The sequence below is a fragment of the Comamonas sp. CMM02 genome (assembly GCF_014851485.1).
GTDB lineage: Bacteria > Pseudomonadota > Gammaproteobacteria > Burkholderiales > Burkholderiaceae_C > Comamonas > Comamonas avium.
This window is the reverse complement of record NZ_JACUZW010000002.1, coordinates 825,556-845,483: the sequence shown is the minus strand read 5'-3', so window position 1 is coordinate 845,483 and position 19,928 is coordinate 825,556. Positions and strand designations below refer to the sequence as shown.

Here is a 19,928-nt window from a genome sequence, read left to right as displayed (position 1 = left end):
GCAACGTTTTCAATTGATCTATGGAGGGAAATACCATGAAAAAATCTCTGATCGCTTTTGGTGCCGCCTTGGCATGCATGGGTGCTGCACAAGCGCAAAGCAATGTGCAGTTGACTGGCTTGGTCGATATGTATGTGGGCTCGATGAAGACCGCAGGCAAAGAGCGCACCAGCGAAGTCGGCTCTGGCGGCATGACCACCTCCTGGTGGGGCATGAACGGCACAGAAGACCTGGGCAATGGCCTGAAAGTAGGCTTTGCACTTGGCGCTTTCTTCCGCGCTGACACCGGCACCCCTGGCCGCTTTAATGGGGATGCGTTCTTTGCTCGCGATGCCAACGTGTCTTTGTCTGGCGGTTTTGGTACTTTGAAGCTGGGCCGCTCCATGGCCCCTAACTTCTTGCCAACCATCCTGTTCAATCCCTACGGTGACTCTTTCACCGTCTCTCCTTTGGTGCTGCACTCCGTAGGCAACAACGCTGCAGATACAGGCTGGAGCAACCAGATCACCTACAGCACACCCACATTTGCGGGCCTGCGCGCCAATCTGCAGTACCAGTTTGGTGAACAAGCCGACAAATCTGGCACCAACAACGTTGGCGCCAACGTGTTCTACAACCAAGGCCCCCTGGCTTTGACCGCCGTGTATGAGCAAGCCGACATCGGCAACCCCGGGCTGGCCAACTACAACGCCCTTGGTTATTCCAAAGACAAGTGGATGGTGGGTGCAGCTTATGACTTCAGCGTGGTCAAGCTGTACGCCACTTACGGCCAAGCCACGCAAGACTTCAGCACGGGTGCTGATGACATCAAAAAGAAAACCTATTCTCTGGGCCTGGATGTACCTGTGACCAAGGCTGGCACAGTCAAAGTGGCCATGGCACAAACCAAGACAGACTCTGTCTCCGGCAAGTGGACGACAGCCACCGTGGGCTACGATCACTTCCTGTCCAAGCGCACTGACGCCTATGCAGCTGCCATGTATGACAAGAACAGCGCACTGATCGACAACAAGTCCGGCACCAGCCTGGCAGTCGGTATCCGCCACCGTTTCTAAGCCCGTGCTCTACGTAAAAAAGCCCCGAGTTCGGGGCTTTTTTTGTGTCTCTTAACTTTATTTAATAGCTTTCAACACTTTCCACACAATGATTTCAGATACTTATCTATCTGAATCGCTTTATTCATCAGCGCTAACAGCTCACTTTTTCAGTGCATCCTTACGTTGCCCTTCCTGCAGCACCTGCAGGCGCAAATCCACTGCTTGCAATAGCGCTGCATCACCCGCTTCCTGCGCCCAGCGCCGCTCTACCAGCAGCCACGCCATGGCCGCCCTGCGCCAGCCTTGCTGTGAGGCCACATCCACCGCCAGTTGCACCTGCATGGGGGTAATGGCCCCGGCGCGCAGTGCCACACCGGCTGCCGTCAGTTGCGACAGTGCCTGCCCCGCAGGCAGGCCCGCAGCCACTGGTGCACCCCCCAACAACTGTGCAGCCATGGCTTGCTGTGCCTGCGGCAGCAACGGCACATCGGCAGCGGTGTGCGCTCCTTTCAGATAACGGGCGTAAGCCTGCTCCGCAGGTTCAGCGCCAGCGCCGTAGCGCTCGTAGCGTGGACAGTCCGTCAGCTCCAGCGCTGCAGTTTGCGCTGCGCATTCCAGCAAGGCCATGCGTGCCATCTGGCTGGGCAGGCCGGTGGCGGCCACTTCGTTAAAGGCTTTGCTCCACTCCACATCGGCCACGCGCGTCTGGCCCTTCAAATACGCCTGCACAGCGCGCTCTGAGGCAGATTGCGCCTCCAGCGCCCATTTCGGGGCTGGAGGTTTGCTGCCACATGCGGCCAGCCAGACACTGACCAAGCCCAGTGCAATGGGCCATCGCAAAGTATTTTTCATGGCAGCTTGACCTCGGCTTCTTTGGCAAACGGCCATTTGCGCTGCAAATCGGCCAGCATGTCTTCGATCTTGCGCAGATTGCTTTCCACCTCATTGCGCAGTTGCCCAATATCGCTGCTCGCATCGTTCACATTGGTGCTGATGGATTCGGCATTCACCAACACTGCATCGAGCCTCTTCAAGCTGCCACGCGTTTCTTTCAGCAATTGGTTGAGTGTCTCCACGGTGGCTCGCACTTGCGGCATGACGCCGTTGGCATCAAACACCTGCTGGTCTGCACGCTGCACCACATGGTCCATGCGCGCCAGCAACTGGTTGGTACGCTCCAGCATCTCCACCGTTTTTTGCGCATTCTCTGGGGTGCCCAGCAACACCTCCATCGCCCCGCTTTTGCCATTGAGTTTTTCGCCCAGCTGGCGTATTTGATCCATCGATTTGCCCAGGGCAGAGTCTTGCGCAGTCATCAGACTCAGGTTGTTGAGCAAGTCTTTGGCCATAGCCACAATCTGCGGAATCTCGGCAGTAGCATCGCCACGCAGCACCGGACGCTCTGCGCCATCGTGCAAGGGAGGGTCCTGCAATATCCCGCTATAGGCCTTGATGGTGGTGCCACCCACAATGCCTTTGACCAGGGTGAATACGCTCGACTCTCGCAGCCAATGGGCATCTTTGCGAGGCACGGCCACCACAATGCGCACGTTCCCATCGTTGGCCAGCTCCAGCTTGCTTACCCGGCCAATGGGAAAACCAGAGAACGTCATGTCCATGCCCACGGACACGCCTTCCGAATCATCCGAAGTCAGCACCAGAGTCTGAGTGGGCTCAAAAGCACCGCGTGCATACAGCAGGTACAGACCAGACCCCACGATCAACGCGATCGTGAACAGCAGCAACGCTGCCGCTTTGCGCTCCAAATGGGCCACGGGCCGCAGTGATGGCGTGGCTTCTGGCTGTGGTGCCGCAGAAGACTGCATTCGTGTATCAGACAAGATGCGCTTACCCTTCTCGTTCAGTAATAGTTACCCATGAGCGATGCCAGCTCAATCATTAACAGCACAGCAAACATGCGCGCCAGACCGCTGAGTTCTTCACCGGGCCGCATTTGACGATGCGTACGATGGGCATAAAGGCCCGTGGCTACCGGAATGATGGCAACGGCCCAGCTTGACAGCCACGTCTTGAGCACAAACACCAAAGTCACTGAGGGGTTAAACACGTGCCCAAACATGCGGGTATAGCCAGGCAAACCGGCCAGCGTAAATCCATAAACACCAATATACGCGGTGACCAGCGCCACCACGCACGACAGCGCCGCCAGTGTCACGCAGGCGTACAGGCCTGAAATCACCCGTGGCAATACCTCGAGGCGCATCAGTGCTTCGCCACGGCTTTGCCTGGCGCCCCACTCCCCAGACTGGCGTATCAACGCCAGCTCTGTCGCATTCGGAATGGTGCAGCGCATGGCCACAAACAAGGCGGCTGTCAGCGGAATCAGCTCCAGCACCAGCACCCGAATGACCATCTCCAGCGCATAACGCGACAGCCCATAGCTGATGGCCGTCACCACCACAATGCGGGTGATGACCAGGCAAATCAAGGCCGCCAAAATCGTAAAGCCCAGGAGAATGGACGCCGTATCCTTGTACATGCGCTGCAAAATGGGGCGCAAAGATTGCCATCGGTATGTCGAAGGTGAAAGCAGCAGCACCCATACCATGGCAGCCAGATAAAAGATGCGCCCCCACGCCAGTGCAATGTCGCGTGCCGCATGCCAGATGCGCAGGGATAAGGAGCGTTGGATGGAGCGCATGCTTGGCATCATAGGCAAAAAGCTTGTGGTTTTACCAGCGCAGCGCCCTTGCACCCCTGCGCGGCGATCTGGGTGGTGCGCACAGGCCTGCAGGCGGCACCGCGCCAATGACGACACCGCCGCCTTGCAGGCACGCATAAAAAAACCGCCCCAAAGGGCGGTTTGCATGCTGTGCAGGCCTACTCCATCAGTCACCCAGCTTGGACAAATCGCGCACCGCGCCCGTATCGGCCGAGGTCACCAGCAAGGCGTAGGCCTTGAGTGCCGCAGACACTTTACGTGGGCGGGGGTTCGCGGGCTTCCAGCCCTTGGCGTTTTGCACTTCGCGGCGTTTGGCCAATTCTTCATCACTGACCAGTACGTTGATGGAGCGGTTGGGAATGTCAATGCGGATGCGATCACCGTTTTTCACCAGGCCAATCGCGCCGCCAGCTGCTGCCTCGGGCGAGCAGTGGCCAATCGACAAGCCCGACGTGCCGCCCGAGAAACGGCCATCGGTCAGCAGCGCACAGGCCTTGCCCAGGCCCTTGGATTTGATGTAGCTGGTGGGATACAGCATCTCTTGCATGCCGGGACCGCCCTTGGGGCCTTCGTAACGCACGATCACGATGTCACCCGCCTTGACCTTGTCGGCCAGGATGTTGGCTACGGCCTCGTCTTGCGACTCGGTCACGTGGGCTGTGCCTTCGAACACCAAAATGGATTCATCCACACCGGCTGACTTCACCACGCAGCCGTCCACGGCAATATTGCCTGTCAGTACAGCCAGACCGCCTTCTTTGCTGAATGCGTGTTCGTATGAGCGGATGCAGCCTTCGGCACGGTCCAGATCCAGGCTGGGCCAGCGGGTGCTCTGGCTGAATGCGGTTTGTGTAGGAATGCCTGCGGGGCCCGCCAGGTAGAAATGCTTGACCGCCTCGTCCTGTGACACGGCAATGTCCCACTTGGCCAGTGCCTCGGCCATGCTGTCGCCGTAGACCGTGGGCACATCGGTGTGCAGCTTGCCAGCGCGCGCCAGCTCACCCAGGATGGCCATGATGCCGCCTGCGCGGTGCACATCTTCAATGTGATATTTCTGCGTATTGGGTGCCACCTTGCACAACTGGGGCACCACGCGCGAGAGACGGTCGATGTCGGCCATCGTGAAGTCGATCTCGGCCTCTTTGGCAATCGCCAGCAGGTGCAAGATGGTGTTGGTGGAGCCGCCCATGGCGATATCCAGCGTGATGGCATTTTCAAACGCCTTAAAGCCCACCGAGCGGGGCAGCACGCGGTCGTTGTCGTTCTCGTAGTAATCGCGGGCCAGCTCAACAATGCGACGCCCGGCAGTCAGGAACAGCTCTTCACGATCCGAGTGCGTCGCCACTACCGTGCCATTGCCCGGCAGGGACAGTCCCAGCGCCTCGGTCAGGCAGTTCATGGAGTTGGCTGTGAACATGCCTGAGCAAGAACCGCAGGTGGGGCAAGCGGAGCGCTCCACCTGCGCCACTTCTTCATCGGAGTAGCGGTCATCCGCGGCAATCACCATCGCATCCACCAAGTCCAGCTTCTTGAACTCGATCACGTTGGTGGTGGGATTGGCCAATTTGGTCTTGCCCGCTTCCATGGGGCCACCGGAGACAAAGATCACCGGGATGTTCAGGCGCATGGCGGCCATCAGCATGCCCGGAGTGATCTTGTCGCAGTTGGAGATGCACACCAGCGCGTCCGCGCAGTGTGCATTGACCATGTACTCCACAGAGTCAGCAATCAAATCACGGCTGGGCAGCGAATACAGCATGCCATCGTGGCCCATGGCAATGCCGTCGTCCACCGCAATGGTGTTGAATTCTTTGGCCACGCCGCCGGCTTTTTCAATCTCGCGCGCCACCAGCTGGCCCATATCCTTCAAGTGCACGTGGCCGGGCACAAACTGTGTGAAGGAGTTAGCAATGGCGATGATGGGCTTGTCAAAGTCGCCATCTTTCATGCCAGTGGCACGCCACAAGGCACGGGCACCGGCCATATTGCGGCCACCGGTGGAGGTTTTGGAACGGTAAACAGGCATGGTGGAGCTAATTGTTGGTTTGCAAAAATGTCTCAAGGCTCGCAAAAGCCAATTCAAACATTATGTCCCACCATGTTCACCCTGCGGGTACGTGACACCCCGCACACCAAGGCAAGCGGTCTCGCGATTGGCGAAAGCTGCCCTCAACGCTTGCGCCGGCCTGTCAGCAGTTCACGTTGTTTGTCGAGGCGCTCTTGCTTGCGCTTGTCCATCTTTTCCATGGCTTTGCGCTTGGTCAGGCCTGATTGATCGGCGTAAGTGAACCAGGCCATCGTCACCGCAAATCCACCTAGCACCCACCACCAGGACATGGCGGCAATGCCAGCCACATCCACCACCTCCAGATGCACCAGCGCCTTGAGTACGGCCAATACCACCGCAGCCATCAGCAACCACATAAGCTTGTCACCCTATTCACAGTTTGTTCACACAGAGACAAGCAGCGTTCACGCACCGCACCCTACAATGGCTGCCAACATCTCCCCCACTAGAGGAAAGTGTAACGATGAAACGTTTCATGATCACCTTTGCGCTGGCCCTGAGCGCAATCACACCAGCCATGGCCGACCAAGCCTTGGCATCTTCCAAGAACTGCATGGCTTGCCACGCAGTGGAGAAGAAACTGGTTGGCCCTTCATTCAAGGACGTTGCCAACAAATATGCGGGCCAAGGTGACGCCGTCAACAAGCTGGCTGCCAAAATCGTGAAAGGTGGCAGTGGCGTCTGGGGGCCCGTACCCATGCCTGCCAACAGCCAGGTCAGTGAAGCCGATGCCAAGAAACTGGCTGCCTGGGTGCTGTCGCTCAAGTAAGCCATATCTCGCTGCATCTAGGAAAAAAAGCCACCTTATGGTGGCTTTTTTCATAGCTGCTAGCGCTTACAGGCTGGTTGTTTCAGATATAAAACACTTCAAAACCAATACTGAGCAAGCGCTGTGCGCTCTTTTTTTAAAAAGCATCACAGCCTTGTATCACGCGGCGTCACATCCATAGGATCTGGTTTCACAACATCCACGCGGGCTGGCGCTGCATGCAGACTGGAGCGCAGTTGCTGCTCCAACTGCCCGACATAGGCGGCTGTCGAGTTATCACTCTCCAGGGCACGCGCTTGCAGATGCGCCTCCAGAGTGTCTATGCGATCGAGCAAGCGGCGCTCCTCTTCCTTGTGCAAATTTTCAATGGCGATACGCAGTTCAGTGAAGCGTGAAGCTTCAGCCTTGTCTGCCAGCTCACGCTGTGCTGCCATTTCCTTGGAGTGTGCACGCGCTTCCAGCAGCCAAGCTCCTTGCATGGCAATCACATAGGCAATGAACACAATCGCCATCAAGGCAGTCAGCGCGACAAGAATCAAGCCCAGCGGAGCCTGCACCGTGGTGATGCCCAGAGACATCGGCACTTCCTGCGCCAAATAAGGAAAGTTGAAAAAGGCGAGAACACCGATCACTGCGATGATCAGAACCAACAATGCAATACGCGACTTCATACCGGTTTCCTTTAGCTCTATTTGTATAGGTCAGAGTTTTACCCCAAGAGACACCATCCACAAGCCAGTGGCACGCGCATTCTCGCTCTGCATCATCTCCTACAACTGAAAATAAAAATGCCACCCTCAGGTGGCATTTGTAAACACAGGCAAGAGCTTGCGCTGACATCCAGCAGATCAGCGGCTATGCGCCTCTGCGCTGCCCATTTCAGCGGGCTGCATCGCTCACGCGCTGCAGCTGGGCTCCAGCCCAATCAATTGGTTTTCGACAATTGATCCAAGATGGCTGGATTTTCCAGGGTGCTGGTGTCCTGGGTAATGGCTTCACCCTTGGCAATCGAGCGCAACAGGCGACGCATGATCTTGCCGCTTCGTGTTTTGGGCAGGTTCTCACCAAAGCGAATGTCCTTGGGCTTGGCGATCGGGCCGATTTCTTTGGCCACCCAATTGCGCAACTCTGTGGCCAAGGCTTTGGCCTCTTCAGGGTCAGTGGGCATGGGACGCTTGAGCACCACGAATGCACAAATGGCTTCACCCGTCATATCATCCGGGCGTCCTACCACAGCAGCTTCCGCGACCAGGTCCGTCTTGGAGACCAGTGCAGACTCAATCTCCATCGTTCCCATGCGGTGGCCCGAGACATTGAGCACATCATCAATACGGCCCGTGATTCGAAAGTACCCACGGTCTTCGCTGCGCACCGCACCATCGCCTGCCAAGTAGGTTTTCCCACCCAGCTCTTCCGGGAAATAGCTCTTTTTGAAACGCTCAGGGTCACCCCAGATATTGCGAATCATGCTGGGCCATGGCCGCTTGACCACCAGCATGCCACCCGCGCCGTTGGGCAGGTCGTTGCCTGTTTCATCGACGATGGCTGCCGTAATGCCGGGCAAAGGAAGTGTGCAAGAACCAGGGACCAGCGGTGTTGCGCCTGGCAATGGCGTAATCATGTGACCACCGTTTTCGGTCTGCCAGAAGGTGTCCACAATCGGGCAACGCTCGCCTCCCACATTGCGGTAGTACCACATCCATGCTTCAGGATTGATCGGCTCCCCCACACTGCCCAGGATGCGTAAGCTGGAAAGATTCCAGTTCTTGGGGTGCACTTTTTCATCTGTCTCGGCCGCTTTGATCAGCGAGCGAATGGCTGTCGGAGCGGTGTAGAAAACGGTACAGCCATGGCGCTCAATCATTTGCCAGAAACGCCCAGCGTGCGGGAAGGTGGGTACGCCTTCAAACACAATTTGCGTGGCCCCAGCTGCCAGAGGGCCGTAAGCCACGTAGGTATGGCCCGTGATCCAGCCAATATCCGCCGTACACCAAAATACGTCCGTCGGCTGCATGTCAAATGTCCACTCTACCGTCTGCTTGGCCCACAGCATGTAGCCACCTGTGGAGTGCTGCACCCCCTTGGGTTTTCCTGTGGAGCCACTGGTGTAGAGAATGAACAGCGGGTGCTCGGCATCCACTGCCACCGGCGGGCAGTCTGTACTTTGCCCGTCCAATAATTGCGCAAATGTCATGTCACGCCCAGCCACCATATGGGTGGCTGTCGCTGTGCGCTCGAACACAAAAACGTGGCCTACGTGTTCGCACCCACCCATTTGCAAAGCGTCATCGACAATCGCTTTGAGCGGCAGCTCCTTGCCACCGCGCATTTGGTAGTTGGCCGTAATCACCGCCGATGCGCCCACGTCCACAATACGCTCTTGCACGGCCTTGGCCGAGAAACCGCCAAACACCACACTGTGCGTTGCACCAATGCGTGCGCATGCCTGCATGGCCACCACACCCTCAATCGTCATGGGCATGTAAATCAGGACACGGTCACCCTTTTTAATGCCCTGCGCCTTCAACCCATTGGCAAACTGCGCCACACGGTTGAGCAATTCGCGGTAGCTGACCTTCGTCACCTGACCATCATCTGCTTCAAAAATAATTGCGGTCTTGTGCTCAACCGCAGTCCCCATATGCTTGTCCAGGCAGTTGGCACTGGCATTGAGTTCACCATCTGCAAACCAGCGGTAAAAAGGCGCATTGCTTTCATCCAGAATCTGGGTGAAAGGCTTGCTCCACACCACATTTTCACGGGCCAGGCGCGCCCAATAAGCTTCGTAGTCTTTTTCCGCCTCCGCACACAGCGCCTCATACGCTGCCATGCCAGCCACACGGGCGGCTTTCTGGGTGGCCTCAGAAGGTGGAAACACACGGTTTTCAACCAACACAGATTCAATTGCAGAACTTGGTGCGCTCATGGATTTATCTCCTTACTCTTTTAGGGATAGTTTGCGCGCAAATGTCGGGTGCAGCACTTACATACCACTGACTCCATAGCGTACAAACTGGAGCAAAATTAAAGACTTAGCAAGGGTTAACACTAATTCGGGCCTCTACAATCGCTAGCCCGCGCCTTAAAACGCGGTCTCTCGCTCACTTCAACCGCTAATTCAATTTATGCCCTCTGTCGACCCGCATTCCGAGTCACCCGCACAGCCCATGTCCCGCTCACCCATGCGCCCACTGCCCAGTTTGATTTTTGCCAGCCGTTGGCTGCAGCTGCCCTTGTACCTGGGTCTGATTGCCGCTCAAGCCGTGTACGTCTGGCACTTCCTGGTCGAGCTTTGGCATTTGATTGAAGCGGCCTTTGGCAGCCAGACAGCGCTGCAAGCCCTCGTCACCAGCATTGGTTACAAGCCCGATGCGCCACTGACCGGGTTGAATGAAACAGTGATCATGCTGGTGGTCCTGGCCTTGATTGACGTGGTCATGATCTCCAACCTGCTGATCATGGTGATTGTGGGTGGCTACGAAACTTTCGTCAGTCGCCTCGGCCTGGACACCCATCCAGACCAGCCCGAATGGCTCGACCACGTCAATGCGTCTGTGTTGAAAGTCAAACTGGGCCTGTCCATCATCGGCATCAGCTCGATTCACTTGCTCAAAACCTTTATCAACGCAGGCAATTACGACGTCAAAGTATTGATGTGGCAAACCATCATTCATGTCGTGTTCCTGCTCAGTGCCCTGGCAATTGCCTACACCGACAAGTTAATTCACAGCCAGCACCCCACTGCGCACTAAAAAACTAACACCTTGAACGAAAAAACCGGCCCATGCGCCGGTTTTTTCGTTTTGCACTCTTTTGACAGCGCCTGACGACACAATGCCGACGGATGTCACACAAAGCCAATGCCACCCCACAATTAAGCATTGACAGCCATATACCCAATAGTTACAATGATCGACTCATTAACAACCTGCCATGCAGGTAATCCATGTTTTAACGGCATGGATTCATCCGGCATCAGCCCTGCGCTTGCAGAAAGCTGGTGCCACAGCGCTGGATTTCTGGCACTGATGCACGGATATGTTTGGATCATGTAACGCACATCCGTGCTTTGCCTCTGCCCTCTCTTGCGGCCCTTGCGCACACCACGCTGCCATTCGGGCCCAGTCTCACACCCTTCATTGCGGCCTTGTCAGGTATTTGGCAAAGCCGGTGCATCGGTTGGCATGACTTTCAGCTTCGCGTGTAGGCCGTTCAAGCTCTGCTTGTAACGCGGCTGCACTGTGTGTAACCCCCAAGAACAACTCAAGGGAGGACAACCAGTGGCCAAACAAATTCGCATCGAAAACGTCTTCAAGGTCTTTGGCGATCAGCCAAAGCAGGCCTTGGACCTGGTGCGCCAAGGGCTTTCCAAGCAACAAATCCTCGAACGCACCGGTCAATCCATCGGTGTATTCGATGCCAACTTCACCATCGAAGCCGGTGAAATTTTCGTCGTCATGGGCCTATCGGGCTCAGGCAAATCCACCCTTGTGCGCATGCTCAATCGCTTGATTGAGCCCACCAGCGGCCGCATCGTGGTGGATGGGCAAGATATCAACGAGCTCAGCGACAAAGACCTGCGCGCACTGAGGCGCAAAGACATCTCCATGGTGTTTCAGTCTTTCGCTCTCATGCCGCACATGACCGTGCAAGACAACACTGCCTTTGGTTTAGAGATGGCTGGCGTTGCCCCCGCCGCGCGCCAGCAAGCCGCACAAGAAGCCTTGGAGCAAGTGGGTCTGGCCGGCTGGGGACCCAGCTACCCTGACGAGCTTTCTGGAGGCATGCAGCAGCGCGTTGGCTTGGCACGCGCTTTGGCATCCGACCCCTCCATCTTGCTGATGGATGAAGCATTTTCTGCCCTGGATCCCATCATCCGCACCGAGATGCAGTCTGAACTGCTGCGCCTGCAGGAAACCAAACGCCGCACCATCGTGTTCATCTCTCACGATCTGGATGAAGCCATGCGCATTGGTGACCGCATTGCCATCATGAAAGACGGCCAAGTCATCCAAGTTGGCACCCCTGATGATATTTTGCGCAGTCCAGCCAACGACTATGTACGCAGCTTCATCAAAGGCGTGGATGCCGCCGCCGTATTCAAGGCCTCGGACATTGCACGCCAGGCACTGACCATCATCTCGGAGCACAACGACCGAGGCTGCCGTGCAGCGTTGCGTCTCATCGAAGACTCTGATCGCGACCACGCCTATGTCCTCAATGCACGCCAGCACCTGCAGGGCGTAGTGTCTGCCCAGTCATTGCGCGATGCCCTGCAGGGACATAAAGGCGCGCTGGGCTTGAAACATGCGTTTATCGAAGGCGTGCTGCCACTGGATGCAGCCACCCCCGTCGCTGATCTTTATGGCCCCATGGCCACGGCCCCCTGCCCCCTGCCTGTATTGGGAGAGAACCGCAAATTCCTGGGCGTCATCAGTCGCACGACCATGCTGCGCTTCTTGGACCGCGACACGCCTCCAGTCCCACCACCACAGCCAGTGCAGCCACCGGTCACGCTCAACCCCTTGTTTTCCACTGGTGACGCGGACTCGCCCACGATGCTGCAAGAGCATTCCGACAGCGCCGCAACGCCCACGCAACAAGGAGAAAAAGCATGAGTGAGGTGACGAACAGTACCGCCCCCTGGAACACCAGCAGCGCGCCCGAGGCCGTAGATCCATGGGCTGCAAGCACAACTGCAGAAACAGCCGCAGATCCATGGGCATCGCCCGCAGCCACCACACCGGATGCAGGTGCAGGTTCCGATTGGCTGGCAGCCAGCACCCCCTCTACGGATGCCCCACTGAGCCTGTGGGATCAACTGCGCACCGAAGGTCTGCCAATTGAAGCCTGGATCAACCAAAGCCTTGGCTGGGTGGTCGATAACTTCCGGCCTTTCTTCCAAAGCGTACGCGCTCCCATCGACGCCACCCTGTCAGGTGTTGAGCAGCTCATGCTGGCGCTGCCTTGGCCTGTACTGACCATACTGGTGGCGTTGGTTGCCTGGCAGTTTGCGGGCCGTGGCCTCGCCATTGGTACGGCATTGTCACTGCTGGCTGTCGCGGCACTGGGCATCTGGCCCGAAGCCATGGTGACCCTGTCATTGGTACTGACCTCGTTGGCGTTTTGTATTGTGATTGGGCTGCCGCTGGGCATTTTGATTGCCTCTAGCGACCGCACCCAGCGATGGACGCGCCCAGTGCTGGATGCCATGCAGACCACCCCAGCCTTTGTCTACCTGGTCCCTGTGGTGATGCTGTTTGGTATTGGCAATGTGCCCGGCGTGATCGTGACCATCATCTTTGCGCTGCCCCCGCTGGTGCGTCTGACCAACCTGGGTATTCGCCAAGTACGCCCCGATTTGATTGAAGCCAGCCGCGCCTATGGTGCCTCGCCTTGGCAGCTGCTGTGGAAAGTGCAATTGCCGCTGGCCATGCCCAACATCATGGCTGGCATCAACCAGGCACTGATGCTGTCGCTGTCCATGGTGGTGATCGCTTCCATGATCGCCGTAGGCGGTTTGGGACAAATGGTGCTGCGCGGCATTGGCCGTCTGGACATGGGCCTGGCCACCGTAGGTGGCTTGGGCATTGTGCTCTTGGCGATTGTGCTGGACCGCATCACCCAGGCCATGGGCCAGCCCCATCGCGGTGGAGAGCGCTGGTGGCACCGTGGTCCCTTGGGTTTGCTGCTCAAACCCCGCAAAACTTCTTAATTAACCAGTCAGTAGCTGTCGGCACTTACGGAGTAAGCGCCGCAGCCACATTCCATCCATTTTCAACAGGAGGACGAAAGATGACATCTATCACCCATGCCACCCGCACCCTGGCCGCCGTGGCCGCCAGCACCCTGGCTTTAACCTGTTTGAGCGCCAATGCCAACGAGACGCCGGGCAAAGGCATCAAAGTTCACCCTTTGAAAAGCTCGATTGCTGAAGAATCATTCCAGACACTTCTGGTCATGAAAGCGTTGGAGCAACTGGGCTACGACGTTCAGCCATTCAAAGAAGTGGAGTACCCCACCGCACACCTGGCCATCGGTAATGGTGACGCCACATTCATCGCAACACACTGGAACCCGCTGCACGCTGACTACTACAAGAATGCCGGTGGTGAGGCCAAGCTCTACCGCAAGGGTGTGTACTCGGACAACGCAGCCCAAGGCTATCTGATCGACAAAAAAACCGCCGACGCCCACAAGATCACCAACATTGCGCAGTTGCAAGATCCAAAAATTGCCAAGCTGTTTGATGCAGATGGTGACGGCAAGGCAGATTTGACTGGCTGCAACCCCGGCTGGGGCTGTGAAGCCATGATCGAGCACCACCTGGACGCCTACAAGCTGCGCGATACGGTCACTCACCAGCAAGGCACCTATTCAGCGCTGATTGCAGACACTATCACCCGCTACAAATCTGGAAAACCTGTTCTTTACTACACATGGACCCCCTACTGGGTCAGCAACGAACTCAAGCCGGGTAAAGATGTGGTGTGGCTGGAAGTGCCTTTTTCTTCAGCACCCGGTGAGCAAAAAGGTGTCGATACCAAACTGGCCAACGGAAAGAACTACGGTTTTGTTGTGAACAAGCAGCACATCCTGGCCAACAAGGCATGGACAGATGCGAACCCGGCTGCGGCCAAATTGTTTGAAGTGATGCAACTGTCCGTCTCCGACATCAATGCTCAAAATTACATGATGAGCCAGGGCCAAGGCAAACCTGCCGACATTGAGCGCCACACCAACAGCTGGATCAAAGCCCATCAGAAAACTTTCGATGGCTGGCTAGCCCAGGCTCGCGCTGCCGTGAAATAAAAAAAGGAGGCTTTAGCCTCCTTTTTTTGTGCCATTTGCCCGACACAGCGCAACTCCAATTCACTCAAGCAAGCAAGCAATTCGACGGCCTGCAGAAAGCACCCATAATCAACAACATTCTGTTTCATTGCACTAACTACCCATGAGTGACAAAGCCATCTCCACGGTTCAAGGTACTGACGAACTGCTTGTCAGCCTCTGCAACTCTGTCACCCGCGTGCTGAATGTCGCGACCACTTGCCAGATTCAGTACTCCGGCATGGTGCAGCGAATCAAAAAGACCTATCTCAAACCAGAAATCGGCTGCTTTGTACTGTTTGATGGCGGGTTTTCTGGGCTGGTCATCATCAACTTCTCTGCAGCGGCGGCTATGGAGCTGTATCGCAGCTATCTGCTGAACATGGGTATGTCAGAAAGCGACTTGGCCAGCTCACATACCTCTGACGAAGTCAGCAACGTAATGGGCGAGTTGATGAACCAAGTAGTGGGGGATTTCACTGGCAAAGTGCGCCGCGAGCTACAAACGCACATCACCCAGAATCAGCCCAAGATGTTGGTACTCAACAAGCAAGTACAACTGAGTGTGGATGCCAATCTCGACAATCCTGAAGCGCGTCGAGTGACCTTCTACACGGCAGCCAACAATATCTTTTACTTGGAGCTGGCCGTTGACAGCACCGAGTTCATCAAACTGCATGAGTTCGATGCGGATGAGGTTATCGACCCTGACGCCATCATTGCCCAGGCAGGTACATCTGGCGCACGCTCCACACCGTCCGCCTCGAGCACAAACGATACGGAAACAGAAGCACTGTTGAAATCACTAGGCATGTAAAAAGCACAAGCCTTTTTTATTCATCCTATTGAAGAGACTGAATCTTTGCATGTGCAATTGCATTTCCCGCCGTATTCGAACAGTAGGTGCCCACATAAAAGTAGCATTCACTCACTGGCAATAATTCGCACTGCACCATCAATCATCTAGCTCAAGACAACTAGCGCTTGGCCCTTTATTGCAAGTATTGCATCTGCCCATGTCCCTGACCCTTGGTTCGGTTGAACAAGACCCTGCACTTGTAACTGCCCACGTCGACCTTGAACGCCTGTCACGTGAACAGCAAGCGTTGCTTGATAGCGCAGGTGTGGGCATTGCATTCATCAAAAATCGGGTGGTCGTGCGCTGCAATCCACACTTTGCAAAGATTTTTGGCTTTAGCCATCGCGATCAAGTCGTAGGCATTCGCAGCGCCAGCCTGCACCCTTCCCGTGAAGAGTTCAAGGCACTGGGACGCTCCGCTTACCCAAGCATGATTCAGGGAAAGACATTCAAAACAGAGCGTCGACTGCGTCGCCACAGCGGCCACCTTTTCTGGGCCAGCCTGACAGGCCATCTCATCAATGCCAAGGCCCCGCATGAAGGGGCCATATGGATCGTGGATGACATTGATGAGCAGCGTCATCGCAAAGCATTGCTGTCTTCGGCGATCCGTGAAAAACAGCTGCTATTTGAAACCGCTGCAGTGGGTATTGCGTACTTTCGCCAAGGTGCCTTAACACGATGCAACCCGCACCTTGGCACTATGCTGGGCTACGAGCCTGAAACCTTACTCAACCTCACCAACGTACCCACATCATTGCTTGCGAACATATCGCCACTGAATGTGCTTTCGCAGATGAGTGCAAGCAGTTCCGGTAATTTTGAAGGCGAGCTGACCCTGGCCCACCAGCAAGGGCACCGCATCGAATGTGAAGCACGTAGCCGCTGGGTAGACCCGCTGGACCGTTCACAAGGAGAGGTCTGGATTTTGGTGGACATCACTGAGCGAAAGAACATTCAGGCCATGCTCACCAAAGCACAGGCCGAGCTAGAGCGCCAAGTCCATGAACGCACCAATGAACTCAGTGCGACGATCCAAACCTTGCACCAGGAAGTTGAGGATCGAAAACGTGTTCAGGAACGAATTCATTGGATGGCGCACTATGACCCACTCACGGGTCTTCCCAATCGAACGTTCATGGCAGATCGCAGCCAAGAAGCCATTACACAAGCGCGCAACAATGCCAGCCCTCTGGCCGTGATCTTTTTGGATTTAGACCGTTTTAAACACGTCAACGATTCCCTGGGCCACAAGGTAGGTGATGCTTTACTTCAGCAAATTGCCAAGCGACTGCGCGCGGTGGTCCGCGAGAAAGACACGGTGGCACGCCTGGGCGGAGATGAGTTTGTCTTGCTCTTACCCGGGGCCAATGCCCAAGGTGCTGCGCGTGTCGCCGGAAAGTTGCAAGAGGCGTCGTTACGGCCTTATCAAATTGGTCACCACGAGCTCAGCATGGCCCCTTCAATGGGTATTGCACTTTTCCCGCAAGACGGGGAAGACATTGACAGTTTGACCCAGTCGGCAGATGTGGCGATGTACCACGCAAAACTGGAAGGCCGCAACACTTACCGTTTCTTCACGCCCCAGATGCACGCCAAGTCAGTGCGTGCATTGCAGCTTGAAAATGCCATGCGGCGCGCTTTAGAACGCAACGAATTCACGCTGCATTATCAGCCGCAGATCTGTCTGCACACTGGAGAAATCCGCAGCGTAGAAGCGTTGCTGCGCTGGAATCAGCCCGAGCTTGGGTCTGTGTCACCAGGTGAATTCATTCCAGTCGCGGAAGACAGCGGCCAAATTTTGCAAATTGGTGAATGGGTGCTGCGCAAAGCTGTCGCACAACTGCAGACTTGGCATCAAGCAGGTTTTGGGCAGTTAAAAGTTGCAGTCAACCTATCGGCCATTCAGTTTCACCAGCCGCAGCTGCCCGAGTTAATCAGCCGCATCTTGCTGGAATCGGATATTCCACCTACAGCACTTGAATTGGAGCTGACAGAAGGCGTTGCCGTGCACGATCCCAAAGCAGCGACTCTGACCATGGACGCCCTGCGCAAAAGTGGCGTTTGGTTATCCATCGATGATTTCGGAACCGGTTACTCATCGCTCAGCCAGCTCAAGCGATTCCAAATTTACAAACTCAAAATTGATCAGTCTTTTGTACATGACCTCGACCATGACAGCAATGATCGGGCAATCGTCAGCGCAATCATTCGCATGGCTCAGGCTCTAGGTATACAAACGACTGCAGAAGGCGTGGAAACACAAGAGCAGCTGGACTTTTTACGTGAGCAAGGCTGCGATGAGGCACAAGGGTATCTATTCAGCAGACCTGTTCCCGCAGAGCAAATCAGTGAGTTACTCTGTGCCTACCAGCCATGGAGCCCGCCCCCATCGCCTACCTTCAGCTAGGAATGCATGCCACTTAAACGGAGAGTGCTGCGTAGATTCCCATTCTTGAGCAAAGGAAGGATGGCAGCGACAAAGCCAATGCAGCAAGAAAAAGCAGCCTCTAGATTTTCTGGGTACCGCTTTATTGCAGGGTTGAGCACAACAAACGACATGCAACACGTCATATGAAAGACATGTGCGACCTGTGCCCAAACAACACCTTTGCGACTGCAGCGGCATCCATTACACACGCCAACAAATAAAAAAACCGGCTATTTAGCCGGTCATGCATGAAGCGTTATCTGCTAGTGCAAATGGCGGGGCCGATGACCATTGCCACCACCTCGGGGACCACTGCCTCCACTGGGAGGTAACTTTCCAATCTCAAGAGAGCTCAGCAAGCTGTCAAAGCGCTGCATAAACAGCTTATCAATCTCGGAAACCACACCGGTCAGCTCCGAGGCCTCAAAGTGACGCTCCATCATTTGAATCACATCTTGAACCAGCATATCGCGCTGCACTTTCATGATGGCAGCAGGGTTGGGACCCACAAACAGCATGATGAAGTCATCACGTGCCTGGTCTGAACGCTCGCCCTCTTCTTCGTCAAATTCAGCATCGTAAAACGTCACTTCAATAGCGGCGCCTTCTTGTGCAAGCTCGTTGAGTCCCATGCAGACATCATCCAATGCCTGGCGGAAGTTCTCATCTCCAGATACTGTCCAGCACATTTGCAGCATCGACTCTTTGGCGTTGAACTGGATGCCTGGCTCTTCTTCATAAGCACTGGCAGCGCCAGCAGCCAGCGAGCGCGCGCCAGCATACGACCACAGCGGCTTAAGTGCATCTTGCAACTGCTCGAAGGTCACATCAGCGCGCAACAGCACTTGGCCGTGAACGTGAATTTCAAATGGAGCGTTGTAGCTAGACATTGTTTTCTTCAGTTAAAAACACACAATCAATGTGTGTGAGATTCCAGTTGATAGATTCTTGTACATTTTCGCATGCCACTTGCTCTTCTGCCCTTTTCTTGGATTGTCCGCCACACATTAGGTGACATTAAACCGGCGAAGACGCAGCAAAACAGTGAGCACAGCGCAACAACCAGACTTGGACAAACAAAGCCAAACACAATCCAGGCGCAGATGCGACAGCAAGCAAGTGGAAAACAGCCAAACTGCTGTACAGGAATGCCAACTCTGAGTTGTATGGATATTAAAACGCCCGACGCTGTGCAATCAGAGCGCGATGGGCAATGCCTTACAACTGCAATTTTTCTATCATCAAAATTTCTTTGGGCGCAGGCCACTTTAATGACGATGCAATCGCAGAGAGGTTTAAACAAAAAAACCCTAAGTCACTGATAACCTAGGGTTTACTGTTTTGAACAGAAGACTATAAATACAAAATACTTGGTGCCCCGGGCCGGAATCGAACCGGCACGCCTGTTTAATAGGCGGCAGATTTTAAGTCTGATGTGTCTACCAATTTCACCACCGGGGCTTCAACACCATTCAATGGTGTTGAATCTTTAAAGCATAACCGATGTTGGCAAACATAAAACGCATGTCTTATGAAGCGCCAGCAACGTTTCCTTATGAAAAAAGGAAGCCTTGGCTTCCTTTTACATTTGGAGCGGGAAATCGGGTTCGAACCGACGACCTCAACCTTGGCAAGGTTGCGCTCTACCAACTGAGCTATTCCCGCATTATGGAGGCGCGACCCGGAGTCGAACCGGGCTAGACGGATTTGCAATCCGTTGCATAACCGCTTTGCTATCGCGCCATCCTAAGGAGTTACTACCCCTCAAACTGGAGCGGGAAATCGGGTTCGAACCGACGACCTCAACCTTGGCAAGGTTGCGCTCTACCAACTGAGCTATTCCCGCTTGTGCTTCCAATCACTCAGAAGCTTGAAATTTGTCAACTGACAAACTCCAAATAATTTTGGAGCGGGAAATCGGGTTCGAACCGACGACCTCAACCTTGGCAAGGTTGCGCTCTACCAACTGAGCTATTCCCGCTTGTGCTTTCAATCTCTCAAAAGCTTGAAATTTATCGACTGACAAACTCCAAATAATTTTGGAGCGGGAAATCGGGTTCGAACCGACGACCTCAACCTTGGCAAGGTTGCGCTCTACCAACTGAGCTATTCCCGCTTGTGCTTTCGATCACTCAAAAGCTTGAAATTTATCGACTGACAAACTCCAAATAATTTTGGAGCGGGAAATCGGGTTCGAACCGACGACCTCAACCTTGGCAAGGTTGCGCTCTACCAACTGAGCTATTCCCGC

Annotated in this window: 17 protein-coding genes and 7 tRNA genes; 8 read left to right on the top strand and 16 right to left on the bottom strand. The window is 55.2% G+C overall.

Going from position 1 to position 19,928, the window contains the following annotated elements; genetic code table 11:
* Positions 1-35: 35 nt before the first annotated feature.
* Positions 36-1,055, top strand: coding sequence for a porin (locus tag IB213_RS09060; protein ID WP_191723794.1), 1,020 nt, complete (start codon positions 36-38; stop codon positions 1,053-1,055).
* A 141-nt stretch (positions 1,056-1,196) separates the two neighbouring features.
* Here IB213_RS09060 and IB213_RS09055 read toward each other — a convergent pair whose 3' ends face one another.
* The 5 genes from IB213_RS09055 to IB213_RS09035 all read right to left on the bottom strand — a co-directional run bounded on the left by IB213_RS09055 (position 1,197) and on the right by IB213_RS09035 (position 6,144).
* Positions 1,197-1,889, bottom strand: coding sequence for a hypothetical protein (locus tag IB213_RS09055; protein WP_191723793.1), 693 nt, complete (start codon positions 1,887-1,889; stop codon positions 1,197-1,199).
* A complete protein-coding gene (locus IB213_RS09050) occupies positions 1,886-2,878 on the bottom strand; it encodes an MlaD family protein (protein ID WP_370551198.1) in 993 nt (330 codons plus the stop codon). Before IB213_RS09050 ends, IB213_RS09055 begins: the two co-directional genes overlap by 4 nt.
* A gap of 20 nt (positions 2,879-2,898) precedes the next feature.
* A complete protein-coding gene (locus tag IB213_RS09045; protein ID WP_192406030.1) occupies positions 2,899-3,699 on the bottom strand; it encodes an ABC transporter permease in 801 nt (266 codons plus the stop codon).
* 187 nt (positions 3,700-3,886) lie between these two features.
* Complete coding sequence (gene ilvD, locus IB213_RS09040) at positions 3,887-5,746, bottom strand: dihydroxy-acid dehydratase (RefSeq protein ID WP_192406029.1); 1,860 nt, start codon at positions 5,744-5,746, stop codon at positions 3,887-3,889.
* Positions 5,747-5,889: 143 nt separating this feature from the next.
* Positions 5,890-6,144 (bottom strand): TIGR04438 family Trp-rich protein, encoded by a 255-nt coding sequence (locus IB213_RS09035; RefSeq protein WP_191723790.1) that lies wholly within the window; start codon positions 6,142-6,144, stop codon positions 5,890-5,892.
* Between the two features lie 107 nt (positions 6,145-6,251).
* On the opposite strand from IB213_RS09035, the gene IB213_RS09030 reads away from it, so the two are divergent.
* Positions 6,252-6,557 carry a c-type cytochrome gene (locus IB213_RS09030; protein WP_191723789.1) on the top strand — a complete coding sequence of 102 codons (306 nt, stop codon included), beginning with the start codon at positions 6,252-6,254 and terminating at the stop codon, positions 6,555-6,557.
* A 146-nt stretch (positions 6,558-6,703) separates the two neighbouring features.
* On the opposite strand, the gene IB213_RS09025 is transcribed toward IB213_RS09030, so the two are convergent.
* Positions 6,704-7,228, bottom strand: coding sequence for a LapA family protein (locus IB213_RS09025; RefSeq protein WP_225214187.1), 525 nt, complete (start codon positions 7,226-7,228; stop codon positions 6,704-6,706).
* Positions 7,229-7,482: 254 nt separating this feature from the next.
* Complete coding sequence (gene acs / locus IB213_RS09020) at positions 7,483-9,483, bottom strand: acetate--CoA ligase (RefSeq protein WP_191723788.1); 2,001 nt, start codon at positions 9,481-9,483, stop codon at positions 7,483-7,485.
* 199 nt (positions 9,484-9,682) lie between these two features.
* Between acs and IB213_RS09015 the strand changes: the two genes are divergently transcribed.
* The gene (locus IB213_RS09015; protein ID WP_370551197.1) at positions 9,683-10,309 is read left to right on the top strand and encodes a TIGR00645 family protein; all 627 of its coding nucleotides are present in this window, start codon (positions 9,683-9,685) and stop codon (positions 10,307-10,309) included.
* 122 nt (positions 10,310-10,431) lie between these two features.
* On the opposite strand, the gene IB213_RS09010 is transcribed toward IB213_RS09015, so the two are convergent.
* On the bottom strand, positions 10,432-10,608 hold the full coding sequence (locus IB213_RS09010; RefSeq protein WP_192406028.1) for a hypothetical protein: 177 nt from the start codon (positions 10,606-10,608) through the stop codon (positions 10,432-10,434).
* A gap of 229 nt (positions 10,609-10,837) precedes the next feature.
* Between IB213_RS09010 and proV the strand changes: the two genes are divergently transcribed.
* The 5 genes from proV to IB213_RS08985 all read left to right on the top strand — a co-directional run bounded on the left by proV (position 10,838) and on the right by IB213_RS08985 (position 17,656).
* Positions 10,838-12,175, top strand: coding sequence for a glycine betaine/L-proline ABC transporter ATP-binding protein ProV (gene proV, locus IB213_RS09005; RefSeq protein WP_192406027.1), 1,338 nt, complete (start codon positions 10,838-10,840; stop codon positions 12,173-12,175).
* Positions 12,172-13,272, top strand: a complete 1,101-nt coding sequence (proW, locus tag IB213_RS09000; protein ID WP_192406026.1) for a glycine betaine/L-proline ABC transporter permease ProW — start codon at positions 12,172-12,174, stop codon at positions 13,270-13,272. Before proV ends, proW begins: the two co-directional genes overlap by 4 nt.
* A gap of 80 nt (positions 13,273-13,352) precedes the next feature.
* On the top strand, positions 13,353-14,369 hold the full coding sequence (gene proX / locus IB213_RS08995; RefSeq protein WP_191723784.1) for a glycine betaine/L-proline ABC transporter substrate-binding protein ProX: 1,017 nt from the start codon (positions 13,353-13,355) through the stop codon (positions 14,367-14,369).
* Between the two features lie 142 nt (positions 14,370-14,511).
* The gene (locus IB213_RS08990; RefSeq protein WP_191723783.1) at positions 14,512-15,204 is read left to right on the top strand and encodes a DUF3334 family protein; all 693 of its coding nucleotides are present in this window, start codon (positions 14,512-14,514) and stop codon (positions 15,202-15,204) included.
* Positions 15,205-15,403: 199 nt separating this feature from the next.
* Entirely contained in the window at positions 15,404-17,656 is a 2,253-nt protein-coding gene (locus tag IB213_RS08985) for a bifunctional diguanylate cyclase/phosphodiesterase (RefSeq protein ID WP_192406025.1), read from the top strand.
* Between the two features lie 284 nt (positions 17,657-17,940).
* Here IB213_RS08985 and IB213_RS08980 read toward each other — a convergent pair whose 3' ends face one another.
* From IB213_RS08980 to IB213_RS08945, 8 genes are all read right to left on the bottom strand, one after another.
* Positions 17,941-18,567: a DUF6806 family protein gene (locus IB213_RS08980; protein ID WP_191723781.1), complete on the bottom strand. Its 627-nt coding sequence runs from the start codon at positions 18,565-18,567 to the stop codon at positions 17,941-17,943.
* Positions 18,568-19,048: 481 nt separating this feature from the next.
* Positions 19,049-19,138: transfer RNA gene (locus IB213_RS08975), tRNA-Leu, on the bottom strand.
* Between the two features lie 128 nt (positions 19,139-19,266).
* Positions 19,267-19,342 (bottom strand) — tRNA-Gly (locus IB213_RS08970).
* A 4-nt stretch (positions 19,343-19,346) separates the two neighbouring features.
* A tRNA-Cys gene (locus IB213_RS08965) sits at positions 19,347-19,420 on the bottom strand.
* A gap of 27 nt (positions 19,421-19,447) precedes the next feature.
* Positions 19,448-19,523 (bottom strand) — tRNA-Gly (locus IB213_RS08960).
* A 59-nt stretch (positions 19,524-19,582) separates the two neighbouring features.
* A tRNA-Gly gene (locus tag IB213_RS08955) sits at positions 19,583-19,658 on the bottom strand.
* A gap of 59 nt (positions 19,659-19,717) precedes the next feature.
* A tRNA-Gly gene (locus tag IB213_RS08950) sits at positions 19,718-19,793 on the bottom strand.
* Positions 19,794-19,852: 59 nt separating this feature from the next.
* Positions 19,853-19,928 (bottom strand) — tRNA-Gly (locus tag IB213_RS08945).